Source organism: Mesobacillus sp., assembly GCF_057785455.1.
In genome coordinates this window covers 113,531-136,664 of record NZ_JBYNSB010000042.1, presented here as the reverse complement: position 1 = coordinate 136,664, position 23,134 = coordinate 113,531, and the positions used below count along the sequence as shown (strand labels likewise).

Genomic DNA, 23,134 nt, shown 5'->3' with positions numbered 1-23,134 from the left:
AGTGGAAGGCGCGAAGACTCCTTCGGGATGAAGCGGGTAGGTGAGACCCCGCAGGAGCAAAGCGACGAGGAGGCTCACCGCACGCCCCGAGGAAAGCGAAGCGCCTGGAACGAAAATCAACAGCCTCGTTTAACAGAGCCATTTTTGAAGAAACATCCCCTCAATGGAGCTCTTTCTGCTTTCCCCAATTAATATCCACTGTTTTCCGCTAATATTCAAGCTCACCGGTCACATACTATTGATGTACTTTTTAAAAGGGAGGTACTTTACTATGGCGAATAACAGGCCAAAGCCAGACGACCGCGGCGATAACGTTGAAAAATTGCAGTCCATGATCCACCATACAATTGAGAATATGGAGGATGCAGAAGCTGCAATGGTGAATTCCAGCCCTGAGGACCAGGCAAGAATCGAAGCAAAAAATGAACGCAGGCGTGAAAGCATTGATGCGTTCCGAGCTGAAATCAAGGATGAGGCTCATAACCAGCAACAGTAAATGTCGCTAGCACCTTAATACATGGTACCTGGAAGACCTGCCTGCGCACAGGCGGGTCTTTTTCCGTTTAAAGAGAAATGTGATAAGATACCAGTTGTAAACTAAAAAAAGAAGTGATAATTATGAATCAATATAAAAGTGATTTCCCCATAAATAAACAAATAACAGCATGGGAAGATGAAATAAAGAATAATGGTTATATTCGGGATGAAGCAGCGTTGATCACCGCGATTAAGGAGATTAGCGATAGCAATGATGAACTGGTCTTATCGAAAATCCTCACCATCGCTGCACAATCCAGAGCCTTCAGGAAGGGATTTGATTCACTTGCTCTGGGATGGCTTAAGAATGCGATCGAAGTGGATCCCTCCAATGGCAGGGCAAGAAATCTGCTTGCATCAAATCAGTGGAAGAACAAAGGCTCACTGTTCGATCAGCTGGTTTTTCCACGAATCAGGGAAACAGATAACCGAGCACTGAAAAAGAAGACTGCCGAACAGTATATTGATATTTCTCAGGAATTCCTGAACTATGCTGAAGATCAGCTTACTGAGTTAAAGAGGACAACTTTTGATGTGAATGAATCTGTGGTTGAAGAAAAATTCAACAGGTTAATCCATTTACTGGAACAATCAATTGAAGAAACGGCTGCCCTCCTAAAAGCAACAGAGCGTTACGAGGAGTCTGTTACAGGGGTTTTCCATACAGCCGTCCATTATGAAGAAATGAAAGAACGCCTGAAGACCATAGATGAGATCAAGCTGCAATGGAAGGCAGAATTTGAAGAAGAGAATCATATCGAGAAAGACGTTGATCCTTTGGAAGAATTGAATAATATGGTCGGATTGGAATCTGTAAAAGAAAGGGTCAATGATTTTTACCGATTCTTGAAATATCAGCAAAAACGCAAGGAGATGGGGCTTAATACGAAGGACGATCAAAGCCTTAACATGGTTCTCACTGGGAATCCAGGAACTGGAAAGACATCACTTGCCAGACTCCTGGCGAAGATCTATCACCAGCTTGGTGTCTTGCCTCGCGAGGAAATTGTTGAAGCCGATCGATCTCAGCTTGTCGGTGCCTACGTAGGGCAAACAGAAGAAAATGTCAGAAAAATCGTCGAACAGGCACTTGGAGGAGTCCTGTTTATAGATGAAGCTTACAGCTTGAAGCGAGAGGGGCAGACAGGCAATGATTATGGACAGACTGCCATTGATACTCTTGTTTCGTTAATGACAGGCACAGAATATGGTGGCAGATTTGCTGTCATTTTAGCTGGTTATCCGGAAGAAATGCGCCAATTTCTGGATGCAAATCCCGGATTGCGGAGCCGCTTTCCACAATCAAATTTCATTCACCTGCCGGATTATACAGATGATGAACTTATGCAAATAGCGGAACATGCTGCATTGGATAATGATTATGCGATGACACAAGCAGCCAAACTCGAGCTCAAGGACAGGATTGAAAAAGAGCGGGTCGACGATACGTTCGGAAATGCCAGAACCGTGAGAAACCTGGTATTGGAGGCAATCTTCAAAAAAGGGGCAAGGCAGGCAGACGGTGACGATCTTACAGCCTTTACTTTATTGGATAAAGAAGATTTTGAGGCTCCGGCTCAAAGAATTGAAGATAAGCCGCTCGACCGGCTGCAGGCTCTTGTGGGACTGGATATGGTCAAGAGAGAGGTCACGACTTTGATATCTTTTGTAAGGATGCAGCAATTAAGAAAGGAAAAAGGGCTGCCATCAATACCTGTCCAGCTTCATTCCGTATTCACCGGTAATCCGGGAACAGGTAAAACAACAGTTGCCAAAATTTATGCAGAGCTTCTGAAGGAATGCGGGATGCTAAAACGCGGCCATCTGATTGTCAGCAGCCGTGCGGATTTTGTTGCTGGCTATGTGGGCCAAACTGCCATTAAGACGAAGAAAAAGATAAGGGAAGCCTTGGGCGGAGTCCTGTTCATTGATGAGGCTTATTCTCTGCTGGGACAGTCATCTGGAGACTTTGGAAAGGAAGTCATTGACACACTTGTGGATGAAATGACGCGCCATAATGAAAACCTGGTCGTCATCCTGGCTGGATATCCAACAGAAATGGACTTGCTGCTTGAAAGCAACCCGGGTCTCAGGTCGAGGTTCAAGAAATTTTTCCATTTCCCTGATTATACTGTTGATGAATTGCTAATTATCATAAAAAATTACGCAGTAAAATATCTATATCAAATTACTGACCAGGCAGCCTTGTTTTTATCCGAAGAACTTTCCAATACAGAAATAAACGGGAATGGACGATTTGCAACGAATTTAGTAGATGAAGCAATCCAGGCACAAGCGTTCAGGTTACTGGAATCCAGTAATCCGGAAGACCTCGATGAACAATCATTATATCTTGATAAACAGGATTTCGAAACAGCCTTAAATAAAGTCAAAGGGGAATAAAAAGAATGCATATTTCTGAAAAGGAAATTGAAGTCCGTTATGCTGAAACAGATCAGATGGGCGTTGTTTATCACGCGAATTATCTAGTCTGGATGGAGCTCGGAAGGACTCAATTAATCAAGGATTTAGGTTTTAATTACTCAGATATGGAGAAGGATGGCATAATCTCACCTGTCATTGATATCCAGGCTTCCTATAAAAAGCCATTGCGTTACGGGGATACTGCCACAATCAAAACATGGGTCGAAGAATATGACGGATTTCGTTCCATGTACAAGTATGAGATATATAACAATGATGGAGAGCTGTCATTGACAGGAAGTTCAAGGCATGTTTGCGTAAAAAGAGAAAATTTCAGGCCGATTTCATTAAAAAGAAACTATCCTGACTGGCATGAGGCTTACATGCGTGCCCGTAAGCAGCCAGATGAAGAAGGCAGGGAGAGATAATTGGCCTTTGGCATTAAGCGCGAACAACTAAAAAACTGGAAGCGGAAAGTTCATGAAGGGGAAATTGCATTCCTGACACATTATTGGATCGATGATCGTTTTCCAGGCTGTAGAACTGTAACAAAAGTTGGCTGTAAGGATAGGAAAAAGCTTGCTGACTGGGGAAGAAAATATGGGCTTATGCCTGAATGGATTGATGACAGAAAAAAGGATTTTCCACATTATGATTTATTCGGGCAAAAACAGGCTGAAATCCTGAAAAAAGAAGGACTTGTCAATCAGCTAGAAATAAAGAATGAAAAAGAGTAAGGCCAGCGCCTTACTCTTTTTCAAATTTGAATTCCGGTTCTTGGCCGACTGGATGAAAATCCACGATAAGGTCATGGCCATCGAAATACCAAAGGTCTTTTTCCTCGATATAATAAGTAATTCCGTTTTTTTCAGTACTTGCTCCAATATGATCCGGTTCATCCTTTGAAACGCCGAGTGAAAAACCTTTCTGCACCGTACTGAATCCGCCATAACGGACGAAGAATCTCAGGTACCCTCCCTGTGATAGGTCCATTTCATTTTCATACCAGGCTGCGGCTTGGTCATTGATTGTAATTTTCATGTCGATCTCCTTCCATTGCCGATAGGACCAGTATAACACAGCTTAAGCCATGCCTCCTCATATGAGGATTTTACAAAAGGGACAAGGCATTTTAGGATTAGTTTTTAATGAATTGAGTCATATGATTCATGATTTCCAAGTATTTATTTTCTGCATCAGCAAGGCCATATTTCCCAGCTTCCTTGAGGGGGACAACTTGATAATGACTCTGCCTGCGGCTGGACACAAAAGTTGGCATGAATTCTGGATGATCGATTGTTATTTCAGTTTTTCCTGACACTACTTCTTTAGTTATTTCAACTGTAGCCAGCCCGCCTATATCCTTATAGTCCCACATCTGGCCAGAAAGAAAATTGCCAAGGGAGTATACGACCAGTGCCTTCCTGCCGTCCTTTGCATTCAGCCATTCCATCGGCTGGAGAACATGCGGATGTTGGCCAAAGATTATATCTACGCCTTGATCAACTAAAAATTGGGCAAGCTGCTTTTGCTCTTCAGTCGGGAAGCGCTGATATTCATTTCCCCAGTGTACGCTCATGACAACAATATCTGACTGCTTTCTGGCACGCTGTATTTCTGATTTCATCACTTCCCGGTCAATCAAATTGACCAGATAGTCTTTGCCCATCGGAACTGGAATCCCGTTGGTTCCGTAAGTATACGAAAGATAGCATACCTTTATGCCGTGTTTATTCAGTATTCTTAGCGTTTGCCGGTCCTGTTTATCTTTAAATGAGCCAACATAAGGAAGCCCTTCCATATCCATATTGCCTATAGAGGAAAGCACGCCTTTTTCTGATTTATCCAAAGAATGATTATTTGCATTTGATACGATATCCACCCCTGAATCAAGCAAAGCGTTACCAACCTCTGCAGGACTGTTGAAAACTGGATAGCTGGATAATCCCAAGGCGGTTCCTCCCAGTATGGTTTCCTGGTTGGCGAGCAGGAGGTCAGGAGCCGTCAGGTAATTTTTAACATAACTGAACATAGGCATGAAATCGTATCCTTTTCCAGTAAAAGCATCTTCATATAAAGTATCATGAATTAAAATATCTCCGACTGCTCCCAATTTGATAGTTTGGATAAAAACCTTCCCGGATATATCCATGGATCTGGGAATATGAGGTGTTTGAACTCTTTGCAGTTCAGTCGTGTCTTTTGCATGGACATCCTCATACATTTGGAATAATAGGGCAGATGCTGCAATCCCCAAACCTGCAACAATGGTTAAACCAATAAATGATCTTCTTTTACGTCGCTTTTTTCTCATGACGTTCTCCCCAGAATGTCGTAGGCATCTTTATTTTTTTGCCTTTAAGGATAATATAGTATAAAAAAGAAATGAAAAGTATAGCTTTTGTGAGCATGACGACAATTTGTCACATTTTGCTTATTAAATCCGATATGTAGGGTATATAAAAATAGTTTCTATTTCTGAAAGAAACCTCTTATTTTTAAAAGGTAATCACATGTTTTTTTAAAAGGCTTTGTAATAAAATGCTGTTGATTTCCATTCCGGGCGCTTCGCTTTGCTCCTGCGGGGTCTCACCTGTCCCGCTGCATCACGAAGGAGTCTGCGCGCCTGGAACGAAGAGCAAAAGGATCTCATTTCAACAATGCTAGAGGCAACAATCTTTGCGAAAACACCCTAAAAATATTTAAAATTGATTAAAAGAGGTGAAAATACTATGTTTGATATAACCGAGAGTGCGTATAAAATACTTCACAAAGCAATAAACAGTGAAAGTTCTGATGGGGAAAAACTGTATGTAAGGCTTACAATGGGCATTGGCTGAGGTGGCCCGCAGCTCAGAGCTGCTCTGGAGGAGCGGCCGTTAACAAAGGATAAAATCTTCACATTCGGACCTGTCGAGATATTGATCCATGAGGGGGACCTCGTGTATTTTGATCACACTAGGCTAGATTACACGAAAGATGTTTTTGGTGTGGGGCGCTTTAAGCTTTTAAAGGTATAATTATAGCGGATACATATGCTGTATCCGCTATTTATTATATTGCTGTTTCTTTCAGCACTCGCATTGTTCGAGGAAATCCATAAGTTCATCTATATTGTGTATTTTAATCATTTTATTGCTGACTTTGTCTGCTTCGTTTTGCTCTGCCATGAACTCAACAACAAAATCCTCCGGCGGTGAGACCTCAGCAGTGGAGGTAGAGAAAGTATATTGACCTGTTGGCTTTAACACATCTTCCATGTCAATCCGCCATCCTTTCTTTATATCTTACCTATAGTTTACCAGTGTTTCCCTGCCCATAACGCTGGGGGTTATGACAATTTTTTGACTTTGCTGCCGCTCCTTTATGCAATTATAGGCAGCCTGATTGAGAACTTCGTATGCCCAGCACTGGATTCTGCTAAAAGGACGCCTCCATGCTCCTCAACAATTTGCTTGCTGATGACCAGACCTATACCTGTACCATTCTCCTTTGTTGTAAAGAAAGGCGTGAATAGGTTTGTTTCCGCTGCAGGAGCAATACCTGGTCCATTGTCAATAATGCTGATGATGGCCCATTCTTCGTCCTTATCAGTTTCAATAATTATTTCACCGTTATATGTTGAGCTGTCAGTTATTGCATCAAATGCATTTTGGAGAAGATTCATAATCACCTGTTTTAATTGTTTTTCATCCCCAAATACTGTCAATTCCTCATCCAATGTATGAACACACATGGAGATTTCCTTTAGCGATGCTTCACTTGAGTATAAATTTTTCAGCTGCGTAATCAGCTTATTTAATGATAGTGTTGTTTTCTTAGTGATCGTATTCTTGAATACTGATAGAAAATCGCTTATCAGTTCATTTGCACGATTGATTTCATCCAAAGCAACATCAGCCAGCTCTTTTTTTCCTGCAGAGTAAAGTTCCTGTCTTATTAGCTGGATAAAACCTTTAATAGTCGTCAGGGGATTCCGGATCTCATGTGCAAGTCCAGCGGCCAGTTTGTTTGTCACTGTTGCCTGGTGGTGAAACTGTACTAAGGTTATGTCTTCCTGAAGCTGGTTAAGTTTTTCCTGTTTTGCTCCAATTTCTTTTTCCAGCAATAAACATTCTTCTTCCAGTTCCATTTTTCGGGCTAATAATTGTTCGATTATGGGCTGCTGAAGAGAAGTGGGGGAAACATGGCCCTTAGATACTCTTCTTTCTGTCTCCATTTTAAGAACAACTTCTTGATTGATTGAATTTTTTAAAGTTGGGGGGCAATTAAAGTTAAAGCCATTCGGAATCAAAAGATAATTTTGAGAATTTTTCATTTATTAACCCTTCTTTTCTAAAAGTAAGGCTCTGTTAAAGCTGAATATTGGTTTTTAAACGCTGTTGATTGTAGTGGAAGGCGCGTAGACTCCTTCGGGATTAAGCGGGCAGGTGAGACCTAGGTAGAAGTGAACCGGAAAAAGGTTCATTTTACCCCGGTAGAAATGGCCCGAAAAGAAGGGTTCATTTTACCCCGGTAGAAATGGCCCGAAAAGAAGGGTCCATTTTACCCCGCAGAAGCGAAGCGCCGAGGAGGCTCACCGCACACCCCAAGAAAAATTCGCTCTTGAAAAAGCCGGCAATTGGGCTTTTTCATAATTTTTCAGAGGAAAGCGAAGCGCCTGGAACGAAAATCAACTGCCTTGTTTAACAAAGCCAAAAGTATAGTAAGTTTGTTTGAATCCGACTTGAATCGGGTAATTTCTTCAGGAATTCCATAAGACAGAAAAGGGGAACCCAATTTCGATTTCTTTCGAATTTATATGACATTTGCATTTTAATTATACCAGTTTCTTTGAGTTGTTTTTAATAAAGAACAAAATTTTTTTTATTTAGAACATAAAGCGCAGAAAAAGGGGAAAAACATTTAATGAGTTATGTTATTAGAGTATTTAAGGAATTTGTGACGCAAAATGTGGATTCTTGGATTACTGAGATTCAATTCGAAATTAATCGGATTCAGCCAGAAACTTATTTAAGACTATCAGATCTTAATCGGGAGGAAATTTATAAGAAACAGCTGCAGCAATTCGTTCAACTCCTGGCAGACTCAGCTGTCGGGGAAACCAATCAAATTGAAATCGAGAATTGGGCAAATGAAGTCAGCGAAGAAAAAGTAAAGCTTGGGCTCACCCTTTTTCAATCGATCCAGCACTTTAATATCATCCGTTCAATCACCTGGAATACATTAGAGGACTTGGCCGGTGCAGAGGAAAAAATTAGTGGTATCATGGCTTTGCAGGCAGGCAAGTTCATAAATGATTTTATAGATGGAATCATATTGATTTTCACGAATGCCTATACTGGATTGACAAACAAAAGACTGCGCGCCCAGCAGGAGGTCATTGATGAACTTAGCACACCTGTCATCTCCATTGTGGATGGCGTGGCTGTCCTGCCGATTATCGGGGATATTGATACGCATAGAGCAAAACTGCTCATGGAGCACACTTTAAGGGAAACAAGCAGACAGGAAGTAGATTGTTTGATCATGGACCTTTCCGGAGTTTTCATTGTCGACACTATGGTTGCTCAGGAGCTGTTCAAGATCATAGACAGCCTAAAGCTTACAGGAGTAGAAGTGAATATAACAGGTATGAGGCCAGAACTTGCGCAGTCCGTCGTCACACTTGGTATTCAATTCAACGATATCAAAATATATAACAATTTAGGGCAGGCCTTAAAAGCCTTTGGAATTGTCCGTAAATAAAATTCCGTGATTGTCTAATAGAATCACTTATAAAAAAATAAAGCCGGCAAACCAATTTTAATTCTGTTTGCCGGCTTTATTTTACAGCCATTTAATTTTTGGCTCGGTTTTATTGCGGATGCGCACGATATTTGCACGATGCCTATAGATGACAAAGGACGCAAGTACAGCGACAACAATGATTAGAGGCAAGTCTGCAGTGAAGAGTGAATAAATGAATGCTCCGACCGCGGTCAGCATAGATGATAATGACACAATTTTTGTTATGTACAGACAAATGAAAAAGAATAAGAGCATAAAGACAAATAATAGCGGTGCATAAGCGAGGAGTACTCCGCCTGAAGTTGCCACTGCCTTGCCGCCGCGAAAACCTGCAAAAACAGGATACATATGGCCAATTACTGCGAATATCCCGACTGCGAGCATGTGCAGTTCCGAATCAAAAAATACAGGCAGGAATGCAGCAAGGGTACCCTTCAATACATCCGCGATACTAACGGCCATCCCGGCCTTGACCCCAAGAGTACGAAAGGTATTCGTTCCTCCAAGATTGCCGCTTCCATGCTCACGAATGTCCTTTCCAAAGAACACCTTACCTACAATCAATCCTGAAGGTATCGATCCCAGCAAATAGGCGAGAAGAATGATAATTGCGTTTAATGCCATAAAAAATTCTCCTTTAATGATTATACGGTTCTTTTATTTTACCATGTTCTATCAAAAACTCCATGCAAATCTTGTACAAATAAGCCTTATCGGCGAAATTTCAGCCGGGCAGAGAAGCTGTCAGATACATGCTAAGTTTATAACTGACTTAAAAAGTAAATAAGTAAGGTATCTAAGCTAAGGAGTTTATTATATGGAAATTGCGAAAAAAGCAATCAAACACAAAAAACTGCTGATTTTACTGTTGTTCGTGCTGTTAGTAGGCATCACCGCCTACCACCATACTCACAAAGATCTGCCTGAGGGGCTTTCCTATGAAGGGAAGGTCCATAAAGTCAAGGATGTCCGCTTTCTTTCCGATTTAACCTATACTGCCAACGATGGGGAAAAGAAATTTGAACAGGAAATCTTCGACACAATCTTAAAAAGGATAGGTGAAGCAGAGGATTTTATCGTTCTGGACATGTTCTTATTCAATGACTATTATAAAAAAGACATGGGCTATCCTGAAATCAGCGAAAGCATAAGTGAAAAATTGATTGCCCAAAAGAAAAAACATAAAGATATCAAGATAGTGTTTATTACTGATGAAATAAATCTTACTTATGGTTCACACAAGTCAGATACACTGAAAGAGCTTCGGGATAACGGAATCAAGGTCATTTTCACTGACCTTGACCCATTAAGGGATTCCAATCCTTTGTATACGGCAGTGTGGAGAGTCTTTTTTCAGTGGTTTGGGCAGTCAGGGGAAGGATGGATACCTAATCCCATGGCAAAGAACGCACCTGATGTAACGTTAAGATCCTATCTGGAACTGCTTAATCTGAAAGCGAACCATCGGAAAATCTTCGTTACAGAAAAATCAGCAATCGTTGCTTCTGCAAATCCTCATGATGCAAGTGGCTTTCATTCCAACATCGCTTTTGAAACAAGCGGAAATGTCATTGGAGATCTTTTGCAGTCAGAACAGGCTGTAGCTAATTTCTCTGGAGATGGAAACCTCCCTGAATACGACAGAGAGGATGAGTCAGGCCCAATTGAAGTCCAGGTACTGACAGAGGGAAAGATTTTCAAGCATCTGCTAAAAGAGCTGAAAGAAGCAGGCAAAGGAGATACAATTTGGATAGGCATGTTCTACCTTGCTGAAAGGAATGTCATTGATGAAATTGATAAAGCCGCTGACCGGGGAGCAAAGGTAAAAATCATCCTGGACCCTAACACTAATGCTTTTGGAAACCAGAAATCAGGTCTTCCTAACATTCCTGTTTCGGCAGAGATGGAAAAGCTGGGCAGCGAAAACATTGAAATCAAATGGTATAATGCCGGGGAAGAGCAATATCATACAAAAATGATCTATATAGACCACGGAGAAAAGGGCATGATTCTCGGTGGCTCTGCCAATTTCACGAGACGAAATCTGGATGACATGAATCTGGAAACCAATCTTAAAATCGATGCCCCAGCCAATGCCAAGGTTGTCAAGGATGTTAAAGAATACTTCCACCGGCTGTGGAATAATGAGCAAGGTGTATACACCTTGGATTATGAAGAGAACAAAGATGAAATGACTCCATTCAAATATATCATCTACTGGATCCAGAAAATCCTCCAATTTACAAGCTATTGACGAAAAGGCTCCCTTGCTGGGGGGCCTTTTTACTTGGGCAGATTTCAATTATTTAATCCATCAAGCAAATTTCCCTTCTCATTTCCAATTTCATTAAGTACGATAATCAATAAGGGGGAATACATGGATGGCTCAACTAAACATAAAAAATACTAAACCCATTTCCAAAACACTTATCTTAGCAGGCTTGTTCTTTTCTGCACTATTACTATCATCTGTTATTATATATTTGCTCTATCCTTTTGCTTCCAATGAAAAAAAGGAATATTTCACTGGTCAGCATCCAATTCTTTTCAAAGGGAGCCAGGCCGGAAACGCTTTGTTTTATGATCAGAATTATTATGTCCCGCTTGAATTCTTAAAGATACTAGATGATTCTATCGTTTATGATCAAAGATCTGAGTCTGTCATTTTTACGACCAAGGATAAAGTAGTGCAAATGCCAACTGATTCTCTTACATATTTTATCAACCAAAAGCCAGTAGAGCTGCAAATCATGCCAATCAGGTCAGAGGATGGGAAGCTTTATATTTCATTGGATCCTGTCATTGGCTATTTACCTTATCAATACAAAGTAATGAACGATTCAGAAGCACTTATATTTCAAGCTGAAGGTGAAGAGCTGAAAACCGGGATTGTGACAGAAAGTGATATTCATCCTGAAAAGCTGCGGCTGCGAACAGGCACTGGCCTCGAACATCCCTATACAGGGCAGGCAGAAGGCGGCGAGCTCCTTTATCTGGAATCTGAAAAAGAAGATTACTATTATGTGAGGAGGGCAGATGGGGTGGCAGGATACATACAGAAAAAATTCATTATCCCTGGAAAGACAGAAACAATAGCAGCTTCAAAGCCAATCCCTCCGAAGAAACTCCCAGAGCTTACTGGGCCGATCCAGCTGACATGGGAAGCGGTTTATACAAAAAATCCAGATCCTGCGCAAATACCCGAAATGCCTGGAGTCAATGTCATTTCACCGACATGGTTCCACTTGGAAAACGATGCCGGCTCCATAAAAAGCCTTGCGTCCGCGGAATACAGCAACTGGGCAAAAACAAAAGGCTATCATATTTGGGGTCTATTCACGAATGCTTTTGATCCGGATTTGACTCACAAAGCGTTCAAGGATTATGAGACGAGGCAATCAATGATCCGCCAGCTGCTGCATTATTCCCATATGTACGGACTTCAGGGAATCAATCTTGACATTGAAAACGTAAATCCAGAGGATGGCCCATTAATCACCCAATTCGTCAGAGAGGCAGCTCCGTTCTTCCGCGAGGCCGGGCTTGTCCTTTCCATGGATATAACCTTTGTTTCTGGAAGCGTAAACTGGTCCCAATTTTATGAGCGGGAAAAGCTGGCCCAGACCGTCGATTATCTCGTTGTTATGGCATATGATGAACACTGGGCAAGCTCACCAGTTGCAGGAAGTGTCTCTTCATTGCCCTGGGTGGAGAAAAATCTGGCCAGCCTGCTTGAAATCGTCCCTCAAGAAAAATTGATCCTGGGTGTACCTTTGTATACTAGGCTCTGGTCAGAAACAGAAAAAGAGGACGGTACGATCGAAGTAACGTCTAAATCTCTATCGATGGATAAGGCAAAGCAATGGGTTGCTGAAAACCAAGCGAAGATAAAATATGATCCGGACTCCGGACAAAATTATGTGGAGCATTATGTACAATATGATAAAACAACCTATAAAATTTGGCTTGAGGACGAATTATCCTTAAGAAAGCGAGCCGAGCTATCAAAGAAATATCAACTCGCGGGCATCGCAGCCTGGTCCCGTTTTTTTGCTGACCACACTGCCTGGACCGCATTAAAACCTGGTGATGACCAAACTGTTACAAAAAAATAATGATAAAATTGGAGTTTACAGACATGAAAACTAGCCTTTCTGCAATCCAATGGATGGCTTTTATCATCGCTGGTTCTATCGTGGCCCCTATTGCGATCGCTGACCTATACCAGCTTAGCCCAGAAGAAACAACAGGGCTCGTACAGCGTACAATGTTCATCCTCGGATTATCAAGCCTGCTTCAGGCAACAATCGGCCACCGCATGCCAATTAACGAAGGTCCAGCCGGCCTCTGGTGGGGAGTATTTGCTATCTATGCAGGATTAAGCACGACTCTATTTTCATCCAGGATGGAAACATTACAGGCTTTAGAAGGAGCCATGATTATCAGTGGCGTCGTCTTTTTCTTGTTAAGCTTATTAAAGCTGATTGAAAAGCTGGCCCAATTATTTACACCGGTTGTAAGCGGCATTTATCTGCTATTATTGATCATCCAGCTAAGCGGCTCATTCCTGAATGGCATGATGGGATTGGACAGCAGCCATAACCAGATTGACCTGTCCATAACAGTATTCAGCGCTGGATTGGTTGGCTTCACCTTCTATATTTCAAGGCATCGGATAAAATGGATTAGCCAGTATTCAATCCTGATCAGCCTTGCCGGGGGATGGATCCTCTATTCATTATTCGATCTTGGAGAGGCACTGCACGATTATGCCGGGCCTTCATTTGCACTTCCAGACTTATTCACCTTTGGAATGCCTGTGTTTGATTCAGGATTGATGGTCACATCTGTATTCATCACCTTTCTCCTGATTACAAATATGCTGGCAAGCATAAGGGTTACCGGACAAGTCTTGAAGGATAGAGGGATAGATAATGGGAAGCTTCGATATCGCGCAAGCGGCTTTACGGCAGGTATAAACCAGTTGCTTGGCGGGATTTTTTCCGCAATCGGCCCTGTTCCTATTTCTGGTGCAGCAGGTTTCATCGCAACAACAGGTATTACCAAAATCTCGCCATTCATCATCAGTTCTTTATTGATTATTGGAACAAGTATGATTCCAGGAGCCATGTCATTTTTCGCTTCACTTCCGGCACCAGTCGGCTATTCAGTCACTTTTGTGATTTTTGCGAACATGGTTGGTATTGCCTTTTCCGAATTTGATCGGGAGCCTGACAAGAACAGGACAAAACTTGTCATTGGCATATCTCTGCTGGCTGGCGTGGGAGCAATGTTCGTCCCAGGAGAAGCATTCAAAGATGTTCCGCCGGCACTAGTGTCGATCCTTAATAACGGATTGATTCTAGGAACGGTCATTGCTGTGATGATCGACCAATTATCAATAGGAAGACAAAGAATCAAAAACAAAACTAAATTAGAAAACCGTTGATAAATATAGTTTTTTTGATTTCGTTAATAATTATCTATTCCTGATTCCCGGTTAACAATTGTGATTCTGAAAAATAACAAGAGCAAGGCTAGATGTTTTGTACCGATAACCAGAGTTAAGGTATGATTGATTTAACGAATTTTATAAATAGGAGTGAATGAACCATGCCAATCGTAAACCCAAGCCGGGAGGAAATCGGAAAGATCCTAAAGGAATCAAAAAGGATAGCAGTTGTCGGATTGAGCGATAATCCACAGCGAACCTCATATATGGTATCTCAGGCAATGCAATCTGCAGGATATGAGATCATCCCTGTCAACCCAACAGTTGATGAAGTGCTGGGCGTAAAAGCAGTTAAGACGCTCAAGGACATAGAGGGACATGTCGATATCGTCAATGTTTTCCGCAGGTCCGAATACCTCCCGGAAATCGCTCAAGAATTCGCAGAAATTGATGCTGATATTTTTTGGGCTCAGCTTGGCGTTGAAAACGAAGAAGCATATAAATTTTTAAAAGAGAAAAATTATACCGTCATAATGGATCGCTGCATCAAAGTTGAACATGCAATGACAAAATAATGCTCTGCCCGCGTGAGAACTAAACATTCTCACGCTTTTTCATTATTGAGGATTTAAATGCGAATTAAGCACCACTTTTTTTCAGCCAGCAAATCAGCCATACTAGTGTAATATATATGTAATTTCAAGGCAGGGATTTAAATTGGAATACTTAAACAAACAGCTGGCCCAGGAGATTGTTGACAGGACGATGGGCATTATTGGACGGAATATCAATGTTATGGACCACAAAGGCATGATCATCGGTTCAGGGGACAAAAACAGGATTGACAATATCCATGAAGGTGCAGTTATTGTTCTGGAAAGAGGAGAAGGTTTTACTATAAGTGAAGAGGACACGAAGAGATTTCACGGTGTCAAAGCAGGAGTGAATCTTCCTATTACCTTTAATGGAAAAATTGTTGGGGTTATCGGGATTACCGGGAACCCTGACGAAGTCTTGAACTTCGGAGAGCTAGTCAGGATGGCTGCTGAGCTGAGTTTGCAGCAGGCTGTTCTTATAAATGAAATCCAATGGGACGAAAGGCTGAAAGAAGAGCTTGTAAGTCAAATCATTCATTTTGACGGAAAAATCGATCCGCTTTTTTATGAACGTTCCAAGCGAATGAATATCGATCTTGAGCTCCCAAGAACAGCCATCATCCTTTTGACCACTGACAGCAAGAGAACATTTACCTTTTTAAAGAACAGACTTGAAAAAGCCGATTTGTCCCTGGTACAGCATGATCGAATCATCATACTGAAAAAAAATCCACCAGGTGATAAGAGTCATCTATCTATTACCAAAATTGCAGCTTCTTGGATTAAAGCGCTTAAGAACACTACAGGGATAGATGTGAAGGCTGCTGTTGGAGATTTTCACGAAGGGTTAGCAGGAATCGGAAAGTCATACAGAGAGGCAGCTGATGCTCTGACCGCCGGTTTAAAACTTTCTCCCGAAGTATCTATATATACATATCGTGATTTTTATTTCCCTATTTTTTTATTAGCTGCTGGCAGGGCAGGATTGGCTGATGGCCTTCAATCACTTGCTGAGGTACTTGGTGATAAGGATCCAAAGGGTGAACTCATGGAAACCTTGCGTATTTTTATAGAATCTAATGGTGATATGAATGCGGCGGCCCAAAAGCTTTTCATACACAGGAACACCCTGAGATACAGGCTTGATAAGATAACGGACATAACCAGCAAGGATCCCCGCAATACGAAAGAGCTTCTCCAATTATATGTGGCAACCATTACTCTTAAGCTAAAGTAATTGTGCATTTGCACAAAAAGACCTGTCTTAGTACAGGTCTTTTTTGGTGGTTTGACTGATGAAACACCTTAAGACAGCGCTTACAATAGAGATACAACAACATACATCGAGGGGGAATAACAGTGGAGGTCCAAGTAAGCGCTTTCGGCGCTGTAGTCGCACTAGTAGTAGCCATTTTCCTGATTTTAAAGAAGGTTTCGCCTGCATACGGTATGATAGCGGGTGCCCTGGTTGGCGGCCTGGCTGGCGGCGTCGATATAACAAATACAGTTACATTGATGATGGAGGGGGCAAAAGGGATCATACCCGCAGTCTTAAGAATATTGGCTGCAGGTGTGCTCGCAGGAGTTCTGATTGAATCTGGAGCAGCAGCTGTCATTGCTGAAACCATCGTAAAAAAGGTAGGAGAGACAAGGGCATTGCTTGCCCTTGCCATCGCCACGATGATCCTGACTACGGTAGGAGTATTCATTGACGTGGCAGTTATTACTGTATCTCCAATCGCTCTGGCAATTGCTAACAGAGCCGGCATCTCCAAAACTGCAATTTTGCTTGCCATGATTGGAGGCGGCAAAGCTGGCAATATCATGTCTCCGAACCCAAATGCCATTGCAGCCGCAGACGCTTTCCATATTCCATTAACGTCCGTAATGGCTGCAGGGATCATTCCAGCTGCCTTCGGACTAACCGTTACCTATATTTTAGCTAAAAGACTTGTGAACAAAGGATCGAAGGTTACAGCACAAGAAAGTGAGACAAAGCTTAATGGAAAGCTCCCATTAATTATTCCAGCTGTTGTAGCTCCGCTTGTGACCATCGTACTTCTTGCGCTTCGTCCCTTGTTTGACATAAACATTGATCCAATGATTGCACTGCCGCTCGGTGGTATTGCCGGTGCACTTGCTATGGGCCATATTAAGAGAATTAATGATTATGCAGTAGCAGGTCTTGGCAAAATGTCCGGAGTCGCAATCATGCTCTTAGGAACGGGGACACTTGCAGGCATCATTGCCAATTCTGGATTGAAGGATGTTGTCATTAATAGCCTGGATGCACTTGGACTGCCTGGATATGTATTGGCACCTGTTTCCGGTATCTTTATGTCAGCTGCAACCGCTTCAACGACTGCTGGTACAGCAGTTGCTTCCCAAGTATTTGGATCTACGATTCTTGAAATGGGCGTAACAGCACTTGCCGGCGCTGCAATGGTACATGCCGGCGCCACTGTTCTGGATCACCTGCCACACGGAAGCTTTTTCCATGCAACCGGTGGAAGCGTGAATATGGAAATTAAAGAACGATTGAAAGTCATTCCATATGAAACGGCAGTAGGTCTAACCCTTGCTATCGTATCCACATTAATCTTTGGAATCTTTAAGTTCTTCGGTTAACACATATAGACAATGTCCGGATTAAAAAATCCGGACTTTACTTTCTATTTTGAGAGGAGAAGCAAGTCATGAAAATCGTTATTGCCCCGGATTCTTTTAAGGAAAGCCTTACAGCGCTTGAAGCTGCACATGCAATAGAAACAGGTATGAAAAAAATCATTCCGGATGCACAATTTGTTAAAATCCCTATGGCTGATGGTGGAGAAGGAACTGTTCAATCGTTAGTTGATGCAACAGAGGGAAGGCTCATATCCAAGAAAGTGACAGGCCCTCTTGGAGAACTCGTGGACGCATTTTTCGGGATATCAGGCGATGAAAAAACAGCTGTAATCGAAATGGCTGCAGCATCTGGACTGCACCTGGTTCCTGCAGACAAGAGAAACCCGTTGATCACGACAACCAAAGGTACCGGAGAATTGATACTTGAAGCCCTCAATTTAGGCGTCAGGCATATTATCGTAGGGATCGGAGGAAGTGCTACAAATGACGGAGGAGCCGGTATGGCCAAGGCCCTGGGAGTGAAATTCCTTGATTCCTCAGGAATGGAAATAGGGGATGGCGGCGGGGCTTTAAGTGACCTGGAAACCATTGATCTCTCAAGTATTGATTCCAGATTGGCCTCTGTTAAAATCGAGGTTGCCTGTGATGTTGATAATCCGCTTACAGGGCCAAAAGGAGCTTCAGCTATTTTTGGCCCTCAAAAAGGAGCAACTCCAAAAATGATCGGCCAATTGGATGAGAACCTTAAGCATTATGCAAAAACAATCCTGAATGATACAGGAAAAGATATCGAGCACATTGCAGGAGCTGGTGCAGCAGGCGGACTCGGAGGAGGCTTAATGGCATTTCTTAATGCAGAGCTGAAGAGAGGCGTCGATATTGTCCTTAAGGCTGTTCAGCTTGAGGAATATGTAAAGGATGCCGACTTCGTCATAACAGGGGAAGGTAAAATCGATGGCCAAACGATATTTGGGAAAACACCAATAGGGGTTGCCAAGACTGCAAAAAAGCATGATGTTCCAGTCATCGCGATTGCCGGAAACATAGGCCATGACAGTGAGATAGTCCATGATCATGGGATAGATGCAGTGTTCAGCATCGTTCCAGGGGTAGTTGAACTCTCGGACGCATTTGCGAATGCAGAAGAATATGTTGAAAGGCTTTCTGCCAATATCGCCTCAGTCATAAAATTAAGTCATTAAAAAACCGAAGCCGTGATGCTGTTTCAAGCATCGGCTTCGGTTTTTTTATAAATTGAAATTTTTTGGCAAAATAAAAACACCTTAAAAGGTGCAACAAGAAAAATGTATTTGAAATATAAATATGCACATAGTAAAATGGAAGTTGATTCTCACAACTTAAGAATCGAACATATACACAAAAACTCTATAATAACAATATCACAAAACAAAGCAGGATGTCAAGTAAAAGAGCAGATTTTGGGGAGTGATTTTTATGGAAGACAAACAGCAGCAAGTTCTGAAGCACGAACAAGAACGAGTAGATTCCATCATTGAGGTAATCGACAAGAAAGCGGAAAAGTGGAAGGAAAGCTCAAGCGGTGTCGGCTCAGATGCTCTTCAAATCAGGAAAACTTTTTGGGAAGATGTTACCGTCAATTTTACTGAAGCGGATGATGTTGAAGAAACCCTAACAAGTATCAAGCAGCAGGCAGCCCTCCTTTCAGAGCGTGAACGTACCCAATCTCAAATGCATAAACAATTGCATACCCTTTCACGTTTGAGGTTTTCTCCCTATTTTGGGAGAGTCGATTTTACAGAGAAAGGAGAGGCGGACACTGAAAAGATTTACCTTGGGATTGCCTCTCTGATGGATGAAAAGGAAGAAAACTTTTTGATTTACGATTGGCGTGCTCCAATTTCAGGCCTTTACTACGATTATTCTCCAGGACCTGCGGAATACAAGACCGAAACAGAAAAAATAGAAGGAACAATGGAGCTGAAACGACAATTTGTTATTAAATCAAGCAAAATAAAGGCCATGTTCGAAACAGGTGTTACGATTGGCGACGAAATGCTTCAGGAAGTCCTCGGAAATAACGCAGATACCCAGATGAAAACGATCGTAGCCACCATTCAAAAGGAACAAAACCAAATCATCAGGAATGACTCCAGCAGTCTGGTCGTTGTCCAGGGTGTGGCTGGAAGCGGAAAGACTTCAGCAGCGATGCAGCGAGTCGCTTACCTTCTATACAGATACAGGAATATTATCAAATCAGAAAATATCATGCTATTTTCCCCAAACCCGCTGTTCAATAGTTATGTTGCTACCGTCCTTCCGGAATTGGGAGAAGAAAATATGCAGCAGGCTACTTTCCAGGAATACCTGGCTACAAGATTCGGCGGGGACTACACTTTGGAAGATCCGTTCGAACAGATGGAATATCTTCTGGAAGCAAATAAAGACCATGAGTATTATGCCAGAAAGGACAGTATCCGTTTCAAGGCAAGCCTGGACTTCAAATATCTCCTGGACCGATATGCTGAAAAATTGTCCCAGGAAACACTCCCGTTCAAGTCAATCGGATTCAAGAAACGGAGCGTCATATCCAAACAGGAGATTTCGGCTTACTATGATTCCCTTGATAAGAGCATTTCGATGCCAAACAGGATTCAGCTTGTCAAAGAGTGGCTTATCAAGGAACTTAAGAAAAAATCGAAAGCTGAGCAAAAGCAGGAGTGGGTCGAGAAGGAAATTCAATACCTTGAAAAAGAAGACTATCTTGAAGCCTTCCAGCAAAGCCAGAAAAAACAGGGTTCAACTGATGATACATTCAACGACTACGAAAAGGAGCAAAGGTTCCTTGCTGAAATGGTTGTCAAAAAGCGTTTCAAGCCACTCTTTAATTCTGTGAAAAAGCTTAGATTCATTAATACAAGAGCTATTTTTATCAGCTTCTTTAAGGAGGATCACTCACTGTCGCCAGCTCTTCCTGGCGATTGGGAAAAAACTTGTGTAAAAACAGTTGAAAATCTTGAAAATGGTTATATTGCCTTTGAGGATGCAACTCCATTTTTATACCTTCAGGATCTGATTGAAGGACGCAAATCGAACACATCCATCCGCCATGTGTTCATTGATGAAGCGCAGGATTATACACCATTTCAATTTGCCTATATTAAGATGCTTTTTCCCTATAGCAAAATGACCTTGCTTGGAGATATCAACCAGGCCATCTATTCTGGCCCGACTGGAGCACCAACAATCCTCGCTGAATCAGAACTGGACTTCGGTGAAAAAGAAACGTTCAAGCTCACCAAAACATACAGGTCGACTCGTGAAATCGTCGAATTCACCCGCCAGCTGATTGAAGGGGGAGAGTTGATCGAGCCATTCAATAGGAAAGGGCCAAAACCTGTGATTGTAGAATTGCCGGACAAAGCCGCGCGCGCTGGCCGCACAGCAGAAATCATCAAAGATCTGAATAAGGCAGGGCATAAGAATGTCGCGATTATTTGCAAAACAGCAAAAGAAAGTAAAGCGGCCTTTGAGGATATCAGGAAATACCATGATGCCCGTTTAATTGAAAAAGGCACATTAACATTTGAAAGCGGATTGAATGTGGTGCCAGCTTATCTTGCAAAAGGGATTGAGTTCGATGCAGTCATTATCTATGACTCATCCGATTATCAAAGGGAAGAGGAGCGCAAATTGCTCTACACAGCTTGCACAAGGGCAATGCATGAGCTAATGATTCTTTCAACCGGAAAGATGAGCCCGCTGTTCGAAAAAGCTTCACACGAAACATATTTGATTAATTAAACGAAAAAAGCTCATCCCATGCCGGGTGAGCTTTTTTCACAAGTTATCGAAAAATCCCAAAGAGGCTGTTTCGGACCTTTTGGCTTTTCCCGTTATTTGTTTCAGCTTCATGGAGAGCTGAGTTAACATCGATTAAACCACTGCCGAAATCATTGTCTTTCCCTTGTTCCCCAAGATCGATTGCTGAATGTTTTATAATGTTCATGATCTGAGTATTGGTCAATTCAGGGTTTGCAGATTTGATCAAAGCTGCAAGGCCGGCAACATGAGGAGCGGCCATGGAGGTCCCAGATAGAGCAGCATACTGATTGTTGAAATAAGTGCTTGGAATATATACCCCAGGCGCAGCGATATCAATATAATCTCCATAATTTGAAAAACTGGCGCGCCTCCCATCATAATCCACGGCTGCGACACTCATTACTTCTGGATATGCCGATGGGTAAGTGGGCTGGTTGGACCCATCATTACCGGCAGCAGAAACCATTACTACATTCCGGGAATAAGCATACTGCACCGCTTCTTCGAGTACCTTTGAAGGCTGGTAATTCCCTAAGCTCAAGTTAATGATATCCGCACCATGATCCACTGCCCAGACAATTCCTTTTGCAATATCAAAGGTAGTGCCGTATCCTTTTGCACCCATTGCCTTGACTGGCATGATTTTGTTGAACCAGGTCATGCCGGCTATACCCTCCTGGTTATTTGTCTCAGAAGCAATTATCCCAGCTACATGGGTACCATGTCCGTTGTCATCATCAGGAGCATTGTTTTCATTTAGTACATTATAGCCTTCGACCAGCCGATTCCTAAGTTCTGGATGATCCAGGTCAACACCTGTATCGACAATTGCAATTTCAATATTCTCCTTGCCCCGGGTTATGGACCAGCCTTCTTCTGTTCCAATTACAGGCAGATTCCATTGATAATTTTCTTTATAAAGCAAATCATTTGGGCTGGTACCCGGAACCTTCGGAGTGCCAGCCTGATTTTGCATCAAAATAAAATTCGGTTCGACATACTCCACATTGGGGTCCGCGGTAATATAATCAATCATCTCCGTTGTTTCCATTGAAGTGGAGCGGAAGATGTAAATTGAATCGAGATGCTTATTCACTACCCAGCCCTTAATATCCCGGGTGATGCGGTCGATTTCTTCTTCAGTCGGTTCTGTTAGAAAATCGACAGCTGCTTCATGATCATAATAATGGCTTGTGTCTTTATCATTATGACGGATTAACGTGACCTCTTGCTGAGAATCCAGCTGTTTCTTTATGCCTTCTCCCATTTCTACATTATTTATCTTAACCATGCCTGGGCGTCGGTTTTCTGTATTTATCAGGATTTGCGGTCCCGTGTTTTGTACCCCCGGCTGAGTCTGGTTCCTGGTTGAACCGTCCATTCTAAAAGCTCCGCCGGCTGTCAAACCAAGCACTAACAGCAATCCCGCTGCAAGTATCCATATTCTTATCGTTTTCATAAAAATCCTCCGTTAACTGATTTGTTTTTATGTTGCAGTAGAGGAACCATATTTACTGACGGGAATCACTGGTATTTTACAAAATGCCGTTTTTTCAAACAGGAATTCAATAAAAACCAATGGCAATCCCTCAAGGAAACAGCCTTCATGACCCTCCTGGGATACAAAACTATCCATTCTGACAATGGTCCTGTTTTGATATTTAGTTTATGTTTTTACGACAAAATTCCAATTAATTCTTGAAATCCGTTTGCCAAATCCCAATTAATCGCTACAATTAAGCATAGACGCCAATCTTATGGTAAAATAAATATATAGAAACAAGTGTTCTCATATGCGGAAAATGACAGCCATTTTAGCTATAGAGCGAATACTTAACGAATTCATTGACACTATACATAAAAACTGTCAATGTTGTTTGCAAGAAATGAAAGGGGTATGTTT

Annotated in this window: 19 protein-coding genes and 1 pseudogene; 14 read left to right on the top strand and 6 right to left on the bottom strand. The window is 42.1% G+C overall.

Features of this window, described 5'->3' with window-relative positions; translation table 11 throughout:
• From AC3EBE_RS17175 to AC3EBE_RS17155, 5 genes and pseudogenes are all read left to right on the top strand, one after another.
• Window positions 1-192, top strand: a pseudogene (locus AC3EBE_RS17175) (hypothetical protein); the annotation flags it as partial.
• 79 nt (window positions 193-271) lie between these two features.
• The gene (gene tlp / locus AC3EBE_RS17170) at window positions 272-496 is read left to right on the top strand and encodes a small acid-soluble spore protein Tlp (protein ID WP_488596267.1); all 225 of its coding nucleotides are present in this window, start codon (window positions 272-274) and stop codon (window positions 494-496) included.
• Between the two features lie 122 nt (window positions 497-618).
• Window positions 619-2,940: an AAA family ATPase gene (locus AC3EBE_RS17165; protein ID WP_488596266.1), complete on the top strand. Its 2,322-nt coding sequence runs from the start codon at window positions 619-621 to the stop codon at window positions 2,938-2,940.
• 5 nt (window positions 2,941-2,945) lie between these two features.
• Window positions 2,946-3,389, top strand: coding sequence for an acyl-CoA thioesterase (locus tag AC3EBE_RS17160; RefSeq protein ID WP_488596265.1), 444 nt, complete (start codon window positions 2,946-2,948; stop codon window positions 3,387-3,389).
• A complete protein-coding gene (locus AC3EBE_RS17155; protein WP_488596264.1) occupies window positions 3,390-3,698 on the top strand; it encodes a hypothetical protein in 309 nt (102 codons plus the stop codon). It begins immediately after the preceding gene.
• Window positions 3,699-3,708: 10 nt separating this feature from the next.
• Here AC3EBE_RS17155 and AC3EBE_RS17150 read toward each other — a convergent pair whose 3' ends face one another.
• The 4 genes from AC3EBE_RS17150 to AC3EBE_RS17135 all read right to left on the bottom strand — a co-directional run bounded on the left by AC3EBE_RS17150 (window position 3,709) and on the right by AC3EBE_RS17135 (window position 7,279).
• Window positions 3,709-4,002: a HesB/YadR/YfhF family protein gene (locus AC3EBE_RS17150; RefSeq protein ID WP_488596263.1), complete on the bottom strand. Its 294-nt coding sequence runs from the start codon at window positions 4,000-4,002 to the stop codon at window positions 3,709-3,711.
• Window positions 4,003-4,099: 97 nt separating this feature from the next.
• Window positions 4,100-5,275, bottom strand: coding sequence for a CapA family protein (locus AC3EBE_RS17145; protein ID WP_488596262.1), 1,176 nt, complete (start codon window positions 5,273-5,275; stop codon window positions 4,100-4,102).
• 757 nt (window positions 5,276-6,032) lie between these two features.
• Window positions 6,033-6,221 (bottom strand): hypothetical protein, encoded by a 189-nt coding sequence (locus AC3EBE_RS17140; protein ID WP_488596261.1) that lies wholly within the window; start codon window positions 6,219-6,221, stop codon window positions 6,033-6,035.
• Between the two features lie 104 nt (window positions 6,222-6,325).
• Window positions 6,326-7,279, bottom strand: a complete 954-nt coding sequence (locus tag AC3EBE_RS17135; RefSeq protein WP_488596260.1) for a two-component system sensor histidine kinase NtrB — start codon at window positions 7,277-7,279, stop codon at window positions 6,326-6,328.
• Window positions 7,280-7,869: 590 nt separating this feature from the next.
• Between AC3EBE_RS17135 and AC3EBE_RS17130 the strand changes: the two genes are divergently transcribed.
• The gene (locus AC3EBE_RS17130; protein ID WP_488596259.1) at window positions 7,870-8,709 is read left to right on the top strand and encodes an STAS domain-containing protein; all 840 of its coding nucleotides are present in this window, start codon (window positions 7,870-7,872) and stop codon (window positions 8,707-8,709) included.
• An 81-nt stretch (window positions 8,710-8,790) separates the two neighbouring features.
• On the opposite strand, the gene plsY is transcribed toward AC3EBE_RS17130, so the two are convergent.
• The gene (gene plsY, locus AC3EBE_RS17125) at window positions 8,791-9,375 is read right to left on the bottom strand and encodes a glycerol-3-phosphate 1-O-acyltransferase PlsY (RefSeq protein WP_488596258.1); all 585 of its coding nucleotides are present in this window, start codon (window positions 9,373-9,375) and stop codon (window positions 8,791-8,793) included.
• A 193-nt stretch (window positions 9,376-9,568) separates the two neighbouring features.
• On the opposite strand from plsY, the gene AC3EBE_RS17120 reads away from it, so the two are divergent.
• The 8 genes from AC3EBE_RS17120 (at window position 9,569) to helD (ending at window position 21,210) form a co-directional block, all read left to right on the top strand.
• Entirely contained in the window at window positions 9,569-11,005 is a 1,437-nt protein-coding gene (locus tag AC3EBE_RS17120) for a phospholipase D family protein (RefSeq protein WP_488596257.1), read from the top strand.
• Between the two features lie 127 nt (window positions 11,006-11,132).
• Window positions 11,133-12,866 carry a glycosyl hydrolase family 18 protein gene (locus AC3EBE_RS17115; RefSeq protein ID WP_488596256.1) on the top strand — a complete coding sequence of 578 codons (1,734 nt, stop codon included), beginning with the start codon at window positions 11,133-11,135 and terminating at the stop codon, window positions 12,864-12,866.
• Window positions 12,867-12,889: 23 nt separating this feature from the next.
• Window positions 12,890-14,200 (top strand): purine/pyrimidine permease, encoded by a 1,311-nt coding sequence (locus tag AC3EBE_RS17110; RefSeq protein WP_488596255.1) that lies wholly within the window; start codon window positions 12,890-12,892, stop codon window positions 14,198-14,200.
• Window positions 14,201-14,364: 164 nt separating this feature from the next.
• A complete protein-coding gene (locus AC3EBE_RS17105; RefSeq protein ID WP_488596254.1) occupies window positions 14,365-14,778 on the top strand; it encodes a CoA-binding protein in 414 nt (137 codons plus the stop codon).
• A gap of 142 nt (window positions 14,779-14,920) precedes the next feature.
• Complete coding sequence (locus tag AC3EBE_RS17100) at window positions 14,921-16,036, top strand: sugar diacid recognition domain-containing protein (RefSeq protein ID WP_488596253.1); 1,116 nt, start codon at window positions 14,921-14,923, stop codon at window positions 16,034-16,036.
• Window positions 16,037-16,158: 122 nt separating this feature from the next.
• Window positions 16,159-17,427, top strand: a complete 1,269-nt coding sequence (locus AC3EBE_RS17095) for a GntP family permease (RefSeq protein WP_488596252.1) — start codon at window positions 16,159-16,161, stop codon at window positions 17,425-17,427.
• A gap of 68 nt (window positions 17,428-17,495) precedes the next feature.
• A complete protein-coding gene (locus tag AC3EBE_RS17090; protein WP_488596251.1) occupies window positions 17,496-18,629 on the top strand; it encodes a glycerate kinase in 1,134 nt (377 codons plus the stop codon).
• A gap of 253 nt (window positions 18,630-18,882) precedes the next feature.
• On the top strand, window positions 18,883-21,210 hold the full coding sequence (helD, locus tag AC3EBE_RS17085) for an RNA polymerase recycling motor HelD (protein ID WP_488596250.1): 2,328 nt from the start codon (window positions 18,883-18,885) through the stop codon (window positions 21,208-21,210).
• A gap of 43 nt (window positions 21,211-21,253) precedes the next feature.
• Here the strand turns inward: helD and AC3EBE_RS17080 are convergent, their stop codons facing one another.
• Window positions 21,254-22,690: a S8 family peptidase gene (locus tag AC3EBE_RS17080; RefSeq protein ID WP_488596249.1), complete on the bottom strand. Its 1,437-nt coding sequence runs from the start codon at window positions 22,688-22,690 to the stop codon at window positions 21,254-21,256.
• Window positions 22,691-23,134 lie beyond the last annotated feature (444 nt).